Here is a 17,067-nt window from a genome sequence, read left to right as displayed (position 1 = left end):
AGACTGCCTACTGTCCACGCCTACTGGGGTCGGTTCAACGACTCTCACCCCACCCAACGGATCCTACGGGGGATGCATTCCCGACGTGCCGGAGCGGCGTCCGGTGCCATTCTCAGGGGCGGGCGTAGGTGCGGGTCAGGAGAAGATCGCCCCTGCCTGCGGGGTCTGTGCGGACGCAGCTCGCATCGATGACGTAGGCCTGGACGAGGGTGGCGTCGGTCTCGTGCGGCAGAACGACGAGGAAGGCGTTGGTGTCCTCGTAAGTGCCTTCCTCGACGGCGAGTGCGGCAGTCTCTCGTCCGGTGCCCAGCTGTACGCAGGCGGGGACGGACGCGACGGGAGCGCGCAGCGGTGTGCCGGAGGCTGAGGCGGCAGGGGACTCGCCCTCCGGGGTCGACTGAACATCGACGGACGGCGCCTGCTTCTCGGCGTTGGGATGCTTGGGAGGGGACGCCTCGGCACTGCTCAGGAGGCTGTGTACGCGCTGGCTGAGCGGGGAGCCCGAGAATGCGCTCGCTCCCGCCTTCGAGGCACTGACCTTCATGTCCGCCGCCTTGGACCCCGAGGAGTTCTGGGACGTCTGGACCATCTGCAGCATGAGGACGGTCATGCCCACCACCGCCGCGCCGAGCGCTGTGCCGAGGACGATGCGGCGGCGGCGCCGTGACGACCGGCGGCCAGGGCCGCCGGCGGCCCTGGGGTGCCCTGAGGGACGGTCCGCAACGTTGGACTGAGCCGCCCTGTTCTCCGCTTCCCGGCCCCGCGCCGCTTGCTCTCCCACTTCCTGACCCTGTTCTGCGGCGGCTTCTGTTTCACGTGAAACATCGGCCTCGGCGGCCAGCGCGGCATCGATACGGTCTGCGACATCCTCGGGCATACGCACGGGAGCGGGCAGAGTGCCGAGCAGTCCGCGGATCTCTTCGAGAGCGGACCGGACGTCGCCACAGAGTGCGCAGTCATCCAGGTGGCGGCTTACTTCCACCGTGCGGGATGGCGAGAGCAGTCCTTCGGTGAGCTCGGAGATCTCCGAGACGTCCGGGTGCTGGGTCGTGTCGGTCGTTGATGTCATGTGCGCCCACCTCCGCCCTTCACTCCAGCGGGATTGCTGGTCTCTGCGTCCTTTGGCCGCGATGCGGGTGGGACGGATGCCCTCTGCGTCCGGTTCCTTCCCATGCCGAGTTCACCGCTCTCTCCGACTTCACCACGGAGGTGGGTCAGGAGGGGGGCCAGCCGGGCTCGGCCCCGTGCACAGCGGCTTTTCACGGTGCCGGTCGGCACCTCGAGGATGCGGGCGGCCTCCGCCACGGGATAGCCCTGCATGTCCACGAGAATCAGTGCGGCCCGTTGTTCGGCGGGAAGCGTGCCGAGCGCCGCCAGAAGCTCGCGGTGCAGATCCTGACGCTCGGCTGGCGCCTCGGCGGACTCGTGGGGCTCCAGGAGCTGTTCGAGTCGCTCGGTGTCGTCGAGGGGTGAGGTCTTGCGTGACGCCGCCTTGCGGACCCGGTCGAGGCAGGCGTTGACCGTGATGCGATGCAGCCAGGTGGTGACGGCAGACTGGCCGCGGAAGGTGTGAGCGGCCCGTAAGGCGGAGACCAGGGCGTCCTGAACCGCGTCGGCCGCTTCCTCGCGGTCTCCCAGCGTTCGCAGTGCCACAGCCCAAAGCCGGTCGCGGTGGCGCCGTACGAGCTCACCGAAGGCGTCCGGTTCACCGGCTACGTGACGAGCGAGGAGGTCTGAGTCGCTGAGTGGCTCTGAAGGCTCGGCGGCCACCTCCCCTCCCTCCCTCTGTGCGTCAGTCCGTCTGTCTATCACGATTCAGGCGAGCGGGGTCAGAGAGATGAGGAAGCTCGGTCCGATGAGTGCTGCGGTCGTTCGTTACTGCTCGCGCAGCAGGCCGACGGGGAGGATGCGTCCCCGCCGGCCTGTGCCATCAGCCGAGAACGGAAATCTCCGAGATGCCGCCGCGGAAGTGGCTCACTGACCCATCCGGCGGAAGTTCGGTGATGTGGATCAGGATGTAGCGGGTCCGCACCGGTTCATCGAGGTTCTTCTCCAGGCCGTTCCCGGCCGTAGCGAGCTTCGTGAGGTGCTGCGAGAAGTCGGAGAGGGACGACGGCGCGGATGCGCTCTTGTCGGCGGCCAGCACTTCGGCCTTCTGACCGCTGCGGTACATCTCGATCTTGATACCTCTCACGTCCTGCACACTGCCGAGGTCAACGACTATGCCGCTGCCCTGCCTGCGGTTCGCGTAGTTGCCGAAATTTGCGTAGCCCCTGTACTGAGGGGTGACCCAGGCGGTGTCCGACTTGCCGTCCACGGCATAGGGCACGTCTTCCTGCTTTATCCCCGAGCCGCTGGGCATGAACTCCGTCGCTTTGACGATCCGCAGCGGCTTGGTCGGAGCGGGAGCATGCTTGTCGCCGTTCTCCGGGTTGGTCTGTGTCCTGCCGGGGTTCCCCGGGTCGTTGTCGCGGTCGAGGAGCGTCTCGGCGAGCTGCCAGCTGCCGAGGCCCAGGGCCGCGATCAGCAATGCGGACACAGCCCACTTGAGGGCCTTGCCGGTGCGGCTCTGGAGTGGCGCCGGGGGTGCGGCCATCACGGGCTGAGTCACGGGTGCGCCGGGACGGGCGGACGGACGTCCGTAGGTGCCCTGCTGGTAGGTCGTCCGCTGGTACTCGGGCGGAGCCGTGAACGTGGGCTCGGGCGGGCGGATGCGCGGCATCGCCGCGACGGCCTTGGCGAGCTCGTCCGGGGTGGTGCACGGCTGTTCCTGCCGGGACGCGGTGGCGCCGTCGTTGGCCAGGGCGCGCATGGCGAGCTCGGAGAGACCTCGGTGTACACCGGCCCGCACCTGGTCGGGGGCGATCAGCCCCACGCCCTTGGGTAGTCCGGAGAGACCGTACGCGTCGTTCTCGTACGGCCAGCGTTGTGTCAGCGCGGCGTAGAGCAGGGCGCCGATCGCCTCCGTGTCCGTGCGCTGTGGACGCTCTGCGGTGATGCCCCGCAGGGCGGAGTTAACGGCGAGGCCGCGGATCCGGTACTGACCGGTCGAGCTCCGCAGCACCGCTCCCGGGGTGAGCCTCAGATGCGCGAGGCCCTCGCGGTGCGCGGCCGCCATGGCCTGGGAGATCTGGCTGACCAGCTGGTACGCGTCGTGAGCGTCCATGGGGCCGGAGGCCAGCAGAGCCCTGAGCTCGGTGGCGTCGGGAAGCCATTCATGGACGACGTAGACAAGGTCGTCCTCCTCGACCGCGTCGAGGACCTGCACGAAGCGGGGGTCGCCGAGCAGTGCGGAGGACCGGGCCGCGGCCAGCACGGAGCGGGCTCGCGGGTGGTCCGCGGGGAGCAGATGGACGCCCACCGCGCGGCGCAGTTTCTCGTCGACAGCACGCCAGCTGCTGAATCCGTCCAGACGGGTGACGCACTCTTCCAGTCGGTAGCGCTGGGCAAGTCTGTGGCCGCTGTGCAGATCAGGGGTCGCCGAGGCGGCCTCCGAGCTGCTTCGCTCATCGTCTGCGTCCTGGGGGCTGGTGCCCGCCGATTCCTGGGTTTCTGCCGTCCCGTCGGTCGTGGCCTCGTCCGCCTTGGCGGCCAGCGGCTCATCACCGCTGTTGTCGGCCACGTCGACGGCAGCCGTGCTACGTTCCGCCACCGTCGTTCCTGCCTCCCCATCCGTTGCGCGATGCCAGCCAGCTCTGCACAGTCACGCCAATTGTGCCCACACTCCAGCGCTATGCACGACACACGGAGACCGGCGATGGTTGTGCGGGCCGGTTGATCCTCAGCGTCCGAGCCGCCCCCGGACCATCCCGACCATGCCGTTGATCTCTTCGATCCGCATGCGCTTCGCCGCGATGAAGAAGACCCCCATCAGCACGGTCCCACCGCAGAGCAGGGCGATCAGCGAACCGAAGGCACCCTCGCCCAGGCCCTGGAGCAGTGCGAAACCCACGCCACCGCCGAGGATCGCCGCGGGGATCGCCGCGAGGCACAGACGGGCGTAGGTACGGACGACGTGTGCGCCGTCCAGGTCGCCGCCCAGCCGGTTGCGCAGTCGGCGCCAGGCGATGCCCACGCCGACGGCATAGGCCAGCCCGTACGAAGCCGCCATGCCGACGACCGCCCACTGGGCCGGAAGCACCGCGTAGCAGAGAACGGAAGCGGCGGCATTGACCCCGGCGACGATGACCGTGTTGTAGAAGGGCGTGCGGGTGTCCTCGTAGGCGTAGAAGCCACGGAGTACCACGTACTGCACGGAGTACGGGATGAGGCCGAGGGCGAACGCCATCAGGATGAAGCCCATGGACCTGGCGGCCTCGGGGCCGCTGGAGGAGTACAGCAGCGTGCACATCGGCACACCCAGCGCGAGGAACGCGAAGGCGACCGGAACGATCGCCACGGCGGAGTTGCGCAGCCCCTGTGAGATGTCGTCGCGGACCGCGCCGGGGTCGTTGTCGTGGGCGGCCCGGGAGATACGGGGAAGCAGGGCTGCCATGACCGAGACGGTGATGATCGCCTGAGGCATGCCCCAGATCAGCTGCGCATTGGAGTAGGCGAGGAAACCCGTGCCCTTCCTGCCGGAAGCCTCACCGGCGGCGGTTGCGAGCTGCGTGACGACCAGTACGCCGGCCTGGTTGGCGAAGACGAACAGAACGGTCCACTTGGCCAGCTTGACCGTCTTGCCGAGTCCATGGCCCTTCCAGTCGAAGCGCGGACGGAAGCGGAAGCCGGCCTCGCGCAGATACGGAATCATCGCGAGGGCCTGGACGACAAGGCCGAGCAGTGTGCCGATACCCAGCAGCCGGACGCCCTCCGGCGGAATCGTCTGCACACCCATGTGGGATTCGGCGGAGGTGCCGTAGACCCAGATGAACATGCCGAACGTGAAGATCATGACGATGTTGTTGAGGACCGGGGTCCACATCATCGCGCCGAACTTTCCGCGGGCGTTGAGGATCTGGCCCATCACCACGTGCACGCCCATGAAGAAGATGGTCGGCAGGCAGTACCGGGCGAAGGTGGTGGCCACATTGTCGGCCGCCGGATCGTTCGCGATCGTGCTCGACATCAGATGGATCAGCAGGGGAGCGGCGAAGACCGCGATCGCAACGATCACGCCGAGTGCGACCATGACGAGCGTGAGCAGGCGGTTGGCGTACGCCTCGCCGCCGTCCTCGTCGTTCTTCATGGAACGGACGAGCTGAGGAACGAAGACCGAGTTGAGCCCGCCGCCCACAGTGAGGATGTAGATCATCGTCGGCAGCGTGTAGGCGATGGTGAAGCTGTCACCGAGCAGCGCCGCACCCAGCGCGGCGGTGATCACCAGGCTGCGGACGAAGCCGGTAAGACGGGACACGAGTGTGCCGGCCGCCATCACCGCGCTGGACTTCAGCAGGCCGGAGGTCCGGCCGCCGGACTTCGGCAGGGCGGGTGCCGGAGCCGGAGCCGGTTCTGGCTCGGACAGAGCGGGGGACCCGGCCGGGCCCTCCTGGTCCCGGAACAGGTGAGCGAACGCGTCCGGTTCCTCGTGGTGCTCGGATGCCTGGGTGACGAGGTCGTCCACACCGACGAACTGCGTGGTCGCCGCGTCGTCCCCGTACGGCAGGTGCCGGGACGGGCCGTCGGGCTCGGGCGGCGGGGTCTGCGCCCAGATGCGTGGATCGGGGGCGTACTGCGCCGCAGGCGGCTGCTGGTAGAGCGGCTGCGGCGGCTGGTACGTGCCAGGGGGTGGCGGCGGGTGGGCGGCGCGGTCGTACAGCGCCTCGGCCACCGGGTCCTGGGCGGACAGATCCTGAGCGCGGTAAGGGTCGCGGTCATACGCGTCCTGGACGTACGGGTCGGGCGGCAGCGGCACCTGGCCCGGGCCCGGTGGCATCGGGGGGCCACCGGAAGAACCATCTCCGCCCGCACCCTGACCACGGTCACCGTCGTACGGCGCGTTCATCGAAACCCCACCTCATCGTCCCCGGCCGACCGGCCACGACAGACATCGCTCAACGGTCTACTTTCTCACCCGTGCCTGATGGCCCCCCGCTTTCCGGACCGGTGTCCGGCGTCGGGTCACTCGGCTGCTCGGGTTCACCGCCGTCGTCGCCGGCCGGGTCGCTTGCGTTGGCGCGCTTGCGATGGGTGTACATCCTGATGCCCGCGAGGACCAGCAGCAGCAGCCCGCCGGCGATCACCAGCAACACGGTCGGTGTGACCTCGGAGACCTTTACCGTGAAGGTCATCTTTTCGCCGTACGGCATGTCGTCCTCGGTGTACAGCTGCGCCACAACCTGTACCTGGCCGTTGGCGTTCGCAGCTGCGTCGAACTTCACGGACTGGCTGTGGCCACCGGCGATACGGATCGGCTTCTCGGCCACCGCGCCGCCGTTGTTCAGCTTGAGCCGCGTCGCGTTCTCCGACTTCAGCCGGAGCTCCAGATGATCGACACCCTGCAACAGCCTGTTCTGCACGGTCACAGGGATCGTGGCGCTGCGGCCGGACAACGTGACGTCCGACTTCGAAATGAGCTGCACCTCGTTGATGAGGCCCTGCAGATATGTGCGTACCGAGTCCCGGTACTGCTGTGCCTCCAGCGGCCTGCCGCGCCACGACGTCGAGATGGCCCGGTTGATCGCGTTGCCGAAGGGGGTCACCACCCGCTCCGGCTGAGTGAGGATGACCTGGAAGCTGCCCAGCGAGACCTGGGTGGACTTGATGTCCTGGAAGGCTTGGGTGGGCAGCTCCTGGCTGCGGAGCCTCTTCGGATACTGGGAGGTCCCGGGGACCCTCGTCGTCGCCTGGGCGTCGGGCTCGGCCTCGGCCGCGCCCACGAGGTCGAGAGGCTGCGTCCACCGTTCGTCGTCGAGGGCGTGCAGGGCGCGTGCCATCGACTGCGCCTGAGCGGCGGTCGGCATCCTTTGTGGCGCGACGACGATGCTGCGCTTGGTGTCCGTGTCCTGCTCGGTCAGCGCGAGGGTTGTGGCGAGGAACTTCTGAACGGCGAGAGTGGAATCCTCCGCACGCGACATGTCTCCCTCGAAGGCCTTGGAGAGCCGGGAGTCGGCCACGACGGCGTTGGTACCGCCACCGATCGGCCGGGCTGCGGACGGTGTGTACGGCAGTCTCCCTGTTTCCTGAAGGCTGTCGCTGCGGGCGATCACGTTGTGGGCACCGGCCGACGTGGCGACATCGACGATCGAAGGATCGATCGCGCCGTCGACCGGCCATGCGAAGTCGGTGGACGGCTTCACGTGCAGGATCGTCTCCACCGTTTTGACCGCCACCTCGGTGGCGGTCTGCAGGTGGCTGAGGGTCCCCGAGACGTTCTTGCCGCGGTGTGCGATGGACGCAAGATCTGGATCGGCGAAAGGCAGCGCCACGACCTTGCCGTCCGCCACCGCCTTCTCCAGTGAGCTGAGCCACCGCTTGGCAACGGCCTGGTTCTTCCCGGGAACGGTGGTGTCGCCGACCTTGACGCGGTAGTTCCTCGCCATCGCATCGACGCCGGCCAGCAGATCCGGGTCGATCACCCAGGTGACGGGCAGCTGGCTGCCCAGCGAGACCATCTGGTCGAGGCGACCGCCCGGAGCGATCTCGGCCGCCAGGTCGTCATCGGCGAAGACCGGTGTCTGCTGCTCGTCCGAGCCGGTCTCCGCAGTGACATGGGCGGATGCGATCAGCGGCCAGAGATAGGTGACATGGGTCCTGGAATTGCTCTCCTCCGCCTGCCAGGGAAGGAAGGTGCGCTGGATTCCGAGCACCTGCTCGTACGAGGTGTGGGTGGTCCGCCCGGACAGGGAGACACCGAACTGGTAGACACCTGCGTCGTCGAGTTCCAGCTTGTCGACGGGCACGGACAGCGTGAAGTCCTGGCTGATGCCCGAAGGGAGCTTCGCGAATTCCACCGTGTACTTACCGCCGATGGCTGCGGGATCGCTGCCGGGCACGTACCCGGTGCGCTCCGCGGCGGCGTCGATCGATGTCCTGCTGAAGAGCCTCGGTCCGACACGCAGATCGACCCGGGCATCGGTGACGGATTCCTTGCTCCTGTTGGTCAGGGTGCCGGAGACGGTGAGAGTGTCCCCCTTGACCGGTGCACTGGGAGCCAGGGTGTCCAGGGACACATCGACGGTGCTGGAGCCGGTGGGAGCCTTGCTCGCCACGTCGGCCTGCGCCGTGGGCGCGGCCGTGCCGGCCAGCAGCGCTGCCACGAGCGGTGCTGCGACGACCAAGGATGCTGTGCGCCGCAGCCACCGGCGGGCAGGAGAAGGACTGATCCCCTGGATGTCTGCCGCCTCGGCCACGCGCCTACCCGTCCCTCGTCGTCGTCAGCTGCTGTCGATGGTTGTCGGTTGCTGCGTCCCCGCATGGTAACGATGTGCGCGGGGGCTAAGTGCTGGGGTGTGCGCTACATGATCGGGAGAGTCTTGCAGGGCGGAGAGAAATGATGACGCCCGGGCCGGTCCGGGCACGTACCCTTTTCTGTTGTGCCGAACGCCAATGAAGAGAATTCCAGTGCCCTGACCCAGGTGCAGCATCGCGCAGTCAGTGAACTGCTGCGGGTCTCCCCGGTCGCCGACGACCTTGCCCGCCGATTCCAGGATGCCGGATTCAGTCTGGCCCTGGTCGGTGGCTCGGTCCGGGACGCGCTTCTCGGCAGGCTCGGGAACGACCTGGACTTCACCACCGACGCCCGGCCCGAGGACGTTCTGAAGATCGTGCGTCCATGGGCCGACTCGGTGTGGGAGGTCGGTATCGCCTTCGGCACAGTGGGCTGCCAGAAGAACGGCTACCAGATCGAAGTCACCACGTACCGGTCGGAGGCGTACGACAGGACCTCGCGCAAGCCCGAGGTCTCCTACGGCGACTCCATCGAGGAGGACCTCGTACGCCGAGACTTCTCGGTCAACGCCATGGCCGTCGCGCTGCCGCAGAAGGAATTCATCGACCCGCACGGCGGTCTGGAGGACCTGGCGGAGCGGGTGCTGCGCACCCCCGGGACACCCGAGGAGTCCTTCTCCGACGATCCCCTGCGCATGCTGCGTGCCGCGCGCCTCGCCGCGCAGCTGGACTTCGAGGTCGCTTCTGATGTCATCACTGCGATGACGGAGATGGCGGGCCGTATCGAGATCGTCTCCGCCGAGCGGGTCCGTGAGGAACTCAACAAGTTGCTGCTCTCCGCGCACCCTCGCAAGGGACTGGCACTCCTGGTCGATACGGGACTGGCGCAACAGGTACTGCCGGAGCTGCCCGCGCTGCGGCTGGAAAGTGACGAGCATCACCGTCACAAGGACGTCTACGAGCACTCGCTGACCGTTCTGGAGCAGGCGATCGATCTGGAGGAGGACGGTCCCGACCTGACTCTGCGGCTTGCCGCGCTGCTCCATGACATCGGTAAGCCGCGGACCCGGCGCTTCGAGAAAGATGGACGCGTCTCGTTCCATCACCACGAGGTGGTGGGCGCCAAGATGGTCAAGAAGCGCATGACGGAGCTCAAGTACTCCAATGACACGGTCAAGGACGTCTCGAAGCTGGTGGAACTGCATCTGCGCTTCCACGGCTATGGCGACGGCGAGTGGACCGACTCCGCCGTCCGCCGGTATGTGCGGGATGCGGGCCCGTTGCTGGAGCGGCTGCACAAGCTGACGCGCTCGGACTGCACGACGCGGAACAAGCGCAAGGCCGGTGCGCTCGCGCGCATCTATGACGCGCTTGAGGAGCGCATCGCACAGTTGAAGGAACAGGAGGAGCTGGACGCCATCCGGCCCGACCTGGACGGCAACGAGATCATGAAGACGCTGGGTGTCGGTCCTGGACCGGTGATCGGCAAGGCGTACGCGTTCCTGCTGGAGATGCGGCTGGAGAACGGCCCGATGGGACATGACGTGGCCGTCGCGGAGCTCAAGAAGTGGTGGGCCGAGCAGAGCTGAAGGTGGGACCGCGGTCATGTTTCACGTGAAACATGACCGCGGTCGGATGTGCCGAAGGGCGCTGTTTCACGTGAAACAGCGCCCTTCGATGCAGCAGCTATCGGTACCTGCCCCGGAAGAGGGCCAGCCCGTTGACTTCATCGGCATCAGACAGAGAACCACACTGGTCCGGCTCTTACGGCTGCCGGAGGTTTCGGTGTAGGCGACGTACTTCTTGGCGTCGCACAGGTCCGTGTCCGTGGTGTCGTCGTGCACCTCGGCCACCTTGTACTCGGCCGCCGACGAGCCGCAGTCGGCCGATGACATGTCCGGGCTGATGTTGGAGTCCTTGTTCTGCAGGCAGTCGCCGACCGAGGCGGCCTTGGCGTCCGACTCGAATATCTTGTTTCAGCCGAACTTCAGACCCGCGAGGGCGCTGAGCGCCACCACGATGATGACGATGTTGCGCACCGCGAGGAAAGCCTTCTTGCCACCGGACATGTTCTGAGGCGGCGGGCCCTGTGGGGGCATGCCCTGGGTCGGAGGACCACCGGGATAGCCGCCGTACGGCTGCTGACCCTGATGCGGCGGGTACGGCCGCTGCTGCGGATAGCCGTACGCGGGCTGTTGGGGTGGGTACGGCTGTTGAGGCTGTTGCCCGTATGGTCCAGGGCCTTACTGGGGCGGATAGGTCATGCGGGTACCCCCGTGGATCGTGCGCCACTCTTCTTTTGACGCGCGCACGCTATAGCACTTCACTGACACGGCTCCACCGGAACATCGTCACGGCGACGATCCCGTAGAGCAGCGCAAGCCCGATCACCACTGTGGCCGACTTCCCGTCAGGAGGCAGTGCCACAGCGGCTACTGCGGCAGCGCCCACAAAGGCCACGTTGAACAGCACGTCGTACAGGGAGAAGACGCGACCGCGGAATGAGTCGTCCACCGCGGTCTGCACCACCGTGTCCGTCGCGATCTTCGTTCCCTGAGTGACGGCTCCGAGAACGAATGCAGCGACCAGCATCGGTCGGGGGGTGAACCACAGCCCGAGCGCGGGTTCGAGGACGGCAGCCGCGGCGGCGCACGTCGCTATCCAGCGGAACCGGCCGAGCCGTCCAACCGCCCAGGGCGTCAGCACGGCCGCCGCGAAGAATCCCGCCCCCGAGGCGCCCACGGCCAGTCCGAGCAGGGCCAGACCGCCGGATTCGCTGTCGGACCAGGCGTACCGGCACAGCATCAGCACCATCACGGTCAGCGCCCCGTAGCAGAACCGGATCACTGTCATGGCGGCCAGTGCCCGTGCGGCGTCCGTCCGTTCCGCCAGATGGCGCAGCCCGCCGACGAGTCCGTGCGCGGTGGTGGCCAGCGCGTCCCTCAGCCGGGTAGGACTGCCGTTCGTATCCGGTCCGAGGAGTTGGGTGGCAAGGCGCAGGGAGGCCAGTGCCGAGGCGAGGTAGAGCCCCGCGCCCAGCAGCACCACTGCGGCATCCGAGTCCGCCGCCACCAGACGTACGGCGAAGGCGAGGCCGCCGCCCGCCGTGGCGGCGAGCGTGCCCGCGGTCGGTGAGAGCGAGTTGGCCATGACCAGCCGGTCCCTGTCGACGACCCGCGGCAGCGCGGCCGAGAGTCCCGCCAGCACAAAGCGGTTGACCCCTGTGACGCACAGCGCGGAGGCGTAGAAGAGCCAGGCGGGTGCGGTGCCGAGGATCAGCAGGGCGGTGCAGCAGGCGAGGGCTGCGCGCAGCAGATTGCCGTACAGGAAGACCTGGCGGCGCGGCCAGCGGTCCAGCAGGACGCCGGCGAAAGGGCCGATGAGCGAGTACGGCAGCAGCAGTACGGCCATCGCGGAGGCGATGTCTGCTGCCGATGTCTGCTTCTCCGGGGAGAAGACGACGTGCGCGGCTAGGGCGACCTGATAGACGCCGTCGGCGGACTGGGAGAGGAGCCGTACAGCCAGCAGGCGACGGAAGTTCCGAAGGCGCAGGAGTACGCGCAGATCACGTACGACGGGCATGTGGGCAAGGGTCACATACGTTGAGGGTCCCCGGGCGGATTGCCCGGGGACCCTCAACGAGGCGGAAGGGGAGAAGCGTTGCCGCTCATCGCCCTGCCGCGTTCACACGCCGTTGCCGGTCGTGTCAGCTCTCGACGTCGCCGTTGATGAACTTCTCGACGTTCTCGCGGGCCTCGTCGTCGAAGTACTGGACCGGCGGGGACTTCATGAAGTACGAGGACGCGGAGAGGATCGGGCCACCGATGCCACGGTCCTTGGCGATCTTCGCGGCGCGCACGGCGTCGATGATGACACCGGCGGAGTTCGGGGAGTCCCAGACCTCGAGCTTGTACTCCAGGTTCAGCGGAACGTCACCGAAGGCGCGGCCCTCGAGGCGCACGTACGCCCACTTGCGGTCGTCCAGCCAGGCCACGTAGTCCGACGGACCGATGTGGACGTTGTCCGCACCGAGCTCGCGGTCACGGATCTGGGAGGTGACGGCCTGCGTCTTGGAGATCTTCTTCGACTCCAGGCGCTCACGCTCGAGCATGTTCTTGAAGTCCATGTTGCCGCCGACGTTCAGCTGCATCGTGCGGTCCAGGATGACACCCCGGTCCTCGAAGAGCTTCGCCATCACGCGGTGCGTGATGGTGGCGCCGACCTGGGACTTGATGTCGTCGCCGACGATCGGGACACCGGCCTCGGTGAACTTGTCCGCCCACTCCTTGGTGCCGGCGATGAAGACCGGGAGGGCGTTGACGAACGCGACCTTGGCGTCGATGGCGCACTGCGCGTAGAACTTCGCAGCGACCTCGGAACCGACGGGCAGGTAGCAGACGAGGACGTCGACCTGCTTGTCCTTGAGGACCTGGACGATGTCGACCGGGGCCTCGACGGACTCCTCGATGGTCTGGCGGTAGTACTTGCCCAGGCCGTCGTGGGTGTGGCCGCGCTGAACGGTCACGCCGGTGTTCGGAACGTCGGCGATCTTGATCGTGTTGTTCTCGCTGGCACCGATGGCGTCCGCGAGGTCGAGGCCGACCTTCTTCGCGTCGACATCGAAGGCGGCGACGAACTCGACGTCACGCACGTGGTACTCGCCGAACTGGACGTGCATCAGACCGGGCACCTTGCCGGCCGGATCGGCGTCCTTGTAGAACTCGACGCCCTGCACCAGCGAGGCGGCGCAGTTGCCCACGCCGACGATGGCTACGCGAACCGAACCCATTCCGGTTGCTCCCTGTGTTGTGTGTTCTTGGTAATTCCGATGAAGGCCCTGCGGAAGTGCCGGGACTTCACTTGGCGGTGTCGTCGGACGGATCCGGCGGGGTATGACCCCGGTGCCGGGGCAGGCCGTCCGTCTCCCCTGCTGTGTTCTGCTGAGCGGAGCCCTCGGGCGAGGATCGTCGCTGATCCCGCCCCGACCGCTCGCTCTCGATGAGCTCGTTCAGCCAGCGCACTTCGCGCTCCACGGATTCCATGCCGTGTCGCTGCAGCTCAAGCGTGTAGCCGTCGAGTCGTTCGCGGGTGCGTGCCAGAGAGGCGCGCATCTTCTCCAGGCGCTCCTCCAGCCGGCTGCGGCGGCCTTCCAGTACGCGCATCCGCACCTCGTGCTCCGTCTGTCCGAAGAAGGCGAAACGGGCTGCGAAATGCTCGTCCTCCCAGGAGTCGGGGCCGGTGTGCGAGAGCAGCTCCTCGAAGTGCTCCTTACCTTCTGCCGTCAGCCGGTAGACGATCTTGGCGCGGCGTCCTGCCAGTGAAGAGGCAGGGGCGACCGCACGTCCGCCGACGGGCGGAACCTCTGCCGGACCGTTTCCCGGTTCCTCGATCAACCAGCCGCTGGCTACCAGCGTCTTGAGGCAGGGGTAGAGGGTGCCGTAGCTGAAGGCGCGGAAGATCCCCAACGAGGTGTTGAGGCGTTTGCGCAGCTCGTACCCGTGCATGGGGGATTCACGGAGCAGACCGAGTACGGCGAATTCGAGGATGCCCGAGCGTCTGCTCAACTTCGCCTCCTCCTTCTCCGAGTGCTCTCGCGGAGCCCTATGCCGAGCTGATGTATCGACTCGATACATCATGACGATAGATCGCTCACCGCGATGCGACAAGGGGGGGCATCGTGAGCGGCGTCACATCACCAATTCGTAGGAAGCGACTTGCGTGATTTGGGGTGAACTTGGGCCCTAGGTGGGTTTTGACCGTGCGTAGTCTGTGCGGCATGCAGACCACCGGGAACCGCGCGACGCCCCCGAGCGTCAGTCGTCGCGGACTGACCGGACGCACTGCGGATGAGCCTGTCGCAGGGTCCGTCCGTAATTCGGGGGACCGGATCTCAACTGCCGCTTCCAGGCGCTCTCGCCTGCCCGAGGAGTAGTCGTTCGATGAGCGAGCACCGTCGCAAGACGCAGCAACCGCAAGGTGGCGGGCGTGCCGCGACCAGACGAGCCGCCCAGCAGTCCGCAGGACGCCGCGCAGCTCCGTCACGCAAAGTAACTAATGAGTCACCTTCCGGTTCGTACGACGACGAGAGTCCGTACGGCGGGCGTGCTGCGGCCAGACGAGCCGCGCAGCGTGGAAGCGGGAGCCGGCGTGCCGCCGAGGGAGGTGGCGCGGGTCATGGCGGCGGGAGTGGCCGACGCCGCGGTGGTGGCGGCGACGGGCACGAGGGTCCTGGTCGGGGCCGCGGGCGCGACAGCCAGCGTCCCGTCAAGAAGCGCTTCATCGACTACCCGCGCGCCGGGAAGTACGGAGCGCGGCGCTGGGTGCCGTCCTGGAGGCTGGTCTCCAGCCTGTGCATCGGCTTCCTCGGCCTTCTCATGGGCCTTGGCGGTATCGCGTACGCAATGGTCGGGAAGCCCAGTGTGAAGGCTGCGGCCAAGGCGGAGAACAATGTCTACTACTGGGCCGACGGGAGGCAGATGATCGCCACGGGCGGTGCGGCCAACCGTCAGATCATCGGTTACGAGCAGATCCCCGAGGCCATGCGGAACGCCGTCATCTCGGCGGAGAACAAGTCGTTCTACACCGACAGTGGCATCGACCCGATGGGTATCGCCCGGGCCTTCTACAACATGGCCAAGGGCGGACAGACCCAGGGCGGCTCGACGATCACCCAGCAGTACGTGAAGAACTCGCGTCTCTCTCAGAAGCAGACACTGAGCCGGAAGTTCGAAGAGCTCTTCATCACGATCAAGGTCGGCAAGACGGAGACCAAGCAGACGGTCATGGAGGGCTACCTGAACATCTCGTATTACGGGCGAGGCGCATCGGGGATCCAGGCCGCGGCACGTACGTACTACGGCAAGGACGCCAAGAAGCTCAATGCAAGCGAGTGCGCCTTCCTGGCCACCCTGCTGAAGGGCGCGACCTACTACGACCCGGCCGGCGTTACCGAGGTCGACCCCAAGATGGCGACCCCTGCGAAGAACAAGGACCGGGCGGTGAAGCGCTGGCGCTGGATCCTCAACGAGGAGGTGAAGGACGGGCGGATGACCCAGAAGGAGCGCGACAAGTACACAACGTTCCCCATGCCGAAACCGCCGAAGCAGAACGCGCAGCTGGGCGGTCAGACCGGTTATCTGGTGTCCCTCGCCCGGGAGAGCTTCCTCAACAACTACAAGGACGTCACCCGGGAAAAGCTTGCCCGGGGCGGCTACGAGATCCACACCACCTTCGACGAGAAAAAGGTCAAGGCGCTCAACGCCGCGGTCAAGAAGGTCTACGACCGCAAGATCAAGCCGAAGCAGCGCCCCAAGACGGACACGCACGTCCAGTTCGGCGGCGCTTCGGTGGATCCGAAAACCGGCGCCATTCTCGCGATCTACGGTGGTCAGGACGCGACGCAGCACTACACCAACAACGCCGACGCCACCGGTGCGCAGGTCGGTTCGACGTTCAAGCCGTTCGTGCTGGCTGCCGCGATGGAGTACGGCAAGCGTGACCCGAAGGGCGATCCGGATCAGGACGAGTCGCAGCGCAGGAAGGTCTCCCCGAAGAGCATCTACAACGCCGACGACCGGCTGAAGATCAAGAAATACAACGGTGAGATCTGGACCAACGAGAAGGGCGAGGAGTGGCTGCAGACCAACGACGGCCATGAGTCGAGGGGGAACATCACCCTTCGCGAGGCCATGCAGCATTCTGCCAACTCCCCGTACGTCCAGCTCGGTATGGACGTCGGCACCGACAAGGTGAAGGACGTCGCGATAGCCGCGGGTCTGCGTGACGACAGGTACATGGCGGACGCGACCGTTCCGTCGTTCTCCATCGGTACGTCCCAGCCCAGCGCGATCCGGATGGCTGGGGCCTACGGCACCTTCGCCGACAGCGGGATGCAGCACGACCCCTACTCCGTCGAGAAGGTCAAGTACCGCGGTGAGGTCGTCTATCAGCACAAGAAGGCGCCCAAGCGTGCCTTCGACAACATCGTCGCCGACAACGTCACCGACGTCCTGAAGAACGTCGTCGAGCATGGGACCGGCACGCCTGCCAAGCTCCCCGGTCGTGACGTGGCGGGCAAGACGGGTACGACGGACAGGAACAAGTCCGCCTGGTTCGTGGGGTACACCCCGCAGCTGTCGACCGCCATCAGCATGTTCCGGTACGACGACAACGAGAAGCACAAGAACCGTAAGTTCGAGGAGATGTACGGCACGGGTGGCGAGAAGACGATCCACGGTGCCTCGTTCCCGGCCCAGATCTGGCACGACTACATGGCCGACGCGCTGAAGGGGGAGGATGTCCTGACCTTCCCGAAGCCGGAGCCGTGGGGCGAGACGCTCTACGGGGGCGGCGCGCCGAGCCCTTCGCCGACGCCGCCCATCGTGCCGTCGCAGACCCCCTCCAGCACGCCGCCCACGACACCTTCGATGACGCCCTCCTCCCCCACGCCCGACCCGAGCGGCAGCTGCGGGGCGTTGGACTGGAACTGCCAGCCCAGCAACGGAGGCAACAACGGAGGCAACCCGGCCGGTAGCGGCGGAGGCGGATCTCCCACTCCGACCGACGGGACTACGTCTCCGTTGCCCCCGTCGGGCGGCGGGGGCAACGGGAACGGGAACGGGAACGGGAGCGGCGGTCTCTTCGGAGGCCCGACCGGATAGCGCCCGAACGGCAGGCCAATAGGCGCAGCCGGAAGAAGGCCACCAGGGCCGCCGCACCACTCGGTGCGGCGGCCCTCGC

Annotated in this window: 13 protein-coding genes; 2 read left to right on the top strand and 11 right to left on the bottom strand. The window is 67.0% G+C overall.

Annotation, left to right across the window (positions count from 1 at the left end):
- Nucleotides 1-112: 112 nt before the first annotated feature.
- The 5 genes from ACWD6R_RS17805 to ACWD6R_RS17785 form a co-directional block, all read right to left on the bottom strand.
- Nucleotides 113-1,069: an anti-sigma factor family protein gene (locus ACWD6R_RS17805; protein ID WP_451819530.1), complete on the bottom strand. Its 957-nt coding sequence runs from the start codon at nucleotides 1,067-1,069 to the stop codon at nucleotides 113-115.
- Nucleotides 1,066-1,770, bottom strand: a complete 705-nt coding sequence (gene sigM / locus ACWD6R_RS17800; RefSeq protein WP_451819529.1) for an RNA polymerase sigma factor SigM — start codon at nucleotides 1,768-1,770, stop codon at nucleotides 1,066-1,068. The genes ACWD6R_RS17805 and sigM overlap by 4 nt, the downstream gene beginning before the upstream one ends.
- A 160-nt stretch (nucleotides 1,771-1,930) precedes the next feature.
- On the bottom strand, nucleotides 1,931-3,652 hold the full coding sequence (locus ACWD6R_RS17795; RefSeq protein ID WP_451819528.1) for a serine/threonine protein kinase: 1,722 nt from the start codon (nucleotides 3,650-3,652) through the stop codon (nucleotides 1,931-1,933).
- A 129-nt stretch (nucleotides 3,653-3,781) separates the two neighbouring features.
- The gene (murJ, locus tag ACWD6R_RS17790) at nucleotides 3,782-5,944 is read right to left on the bottom strand and encodes a murein biosynthesis integral membrane protein MurJ (protein WP_451819527.1); all 2,163 of its coding nucleotides are present in this window, start codon (nucleotides 5,942-5,944) and stop codon (nucleotides 3,782-3,784) included.
- Between the two features lie 49 nt (nucleotides 5,945-5,993).
- Entirely contained in the window at nucleotides 5,994-8,291 is a 2,298-nt protein-coding gene (locus tag ACWD6R_RS17785) for a DUF6049 family protein (RefSeq protein ID WP_451819526.1), read from the bottom strand.
- 183 nt (nucleotides 8,292-8,474) lie between these two features.
- Between ACWD6R_RS17785 and ACWD6R_RS17780 the strand changes: the two genes are divergently transcribed.
- On the top strand, nucleotides 8,475-9,917 hold the full coding sequence (locus ACWD6R_RS17780) for a CCA tRNA nucleotidyltransferase (protein ID WP_451819525.1): 1,443 nt from the start codon (nucleotides 8,475-8,477) through the stop codon (nucleotides 9,915-9,917).
- Nucleotides 9,918-9,983: 66 nt separating this feature from the next.
- Here ACWD6R_RS17780 and ACWD6R_RS17775 read toward each other — a convergent pair whose 3' ends face one another.
- The 6 genes from ACWD6R_RS17775 to ACWD6R_RS17750 form a co-directional block, all read right to left on the bottom strand.
- On the bottom strand, nucleotides 9,984-10,256 hold the full coding sequence (locus ACWD6R_RS17775) for an LppU/SCO3897 family protein (protein ID WP_451819557.1): 273 nt from the start codon (nucleotides 10,254-10,256) through the stop codon (nucleotides 9,984-9,986).
- Nucleotides 10,257-10,304: 48 nt separating this feature from the next.
- Nucleotides 10,305-10,427, bottom strand: coding sequence for a hypothetical protein (locus ACWD6R_RS17770; protein ID WP_451819524.1), 123 nt, complete (start codon nucleotides 10,425-10,427; stop codon nucleotides 10,305-10,307).
- 214 nt (nucleotides 10,428-10,641) lie between these two features.
- Nucleotides 10,642-11,910 (bottom strand): MFS transporter, encoded by a 1,269-nt coding sequence (locus ACWD6R_RS17765; RefSeq protein ID WP_451819523.1) that lies wholly within the window; start codon nucleotides 11,908-11,910, stop codon nucleotides 10,642-10,644.
- A 124-nt stretch (nucleotides 11,911-12,034) separates the two neighbouring features.
- The gene (locus tag ACWD6R_RS17760; protein ID WP_451819522.1) at nucleotides 12,035-13,117 is read right to left on the bottom strand and encodes an inositol-3-phosphate synthase; all 1,083 of its coding nucleotides are present in this window, start codon (nucleotides 13,115-13,117) and stop codon (nucleotides 12,035-12,037) included.
- A gap of 67 nt (nucleotides 13,118-13,184) precedes the next feature.
- Complete coding sequence (locus ACWD6R_RS17755) at nucleotides 13,185-13,892, bottom strand: helix-turn-helix transcriptional regulator (RefSeq protein WP_451819521.1); 708 nt, start codon at nucleotides 13,890-13,892, stop codon at nucleotides 13,185-13,187.
- A gap of 495 nt (nucleotides 13,893-14,387) precedes the next feature.
- Nucleotides 14,388-14,549 carry a hypothetical protein gene (locus ACWD6R_RS17750; RefSeq protein ID WP_451819520.1) on the bottom strand — a complete coding sequence of 54 codons (162 nt, stop codon included), beginning with the start codon at nucleotides 14,547-14,549 and terminating at the stop codon, nucleotides 14,388-14,390.
- A 153-nt stretch (nucleotides 14,550-14,702) separates the two neighbouring features.
- Here ACWD6R_RS17750 and ACWD6R_RS17745 point away from each other — a divergent pair, with 153 nt between their 5' ends.
- Entirely contained in the window at nucleotides 14,703-16,988 is a 2,286-nt protein-coding gene (locus ACWD6R_RS17745) for a transglycosylase domain-containing protein (RefSeq protein WP_451819556.1), read from the top strand.
- Nucleotides 16,989-17,067 lie beyond the last annotated feature (79 nt).

The sequence above is a fragment of the Streptomyces sp. NPDC005151 genome (assembly GCF_053599875.1).
Note: the sequence above shows the minus strand (reverse complement) of the source record. Positions and strands in the feature narration are given on the sequence as shown.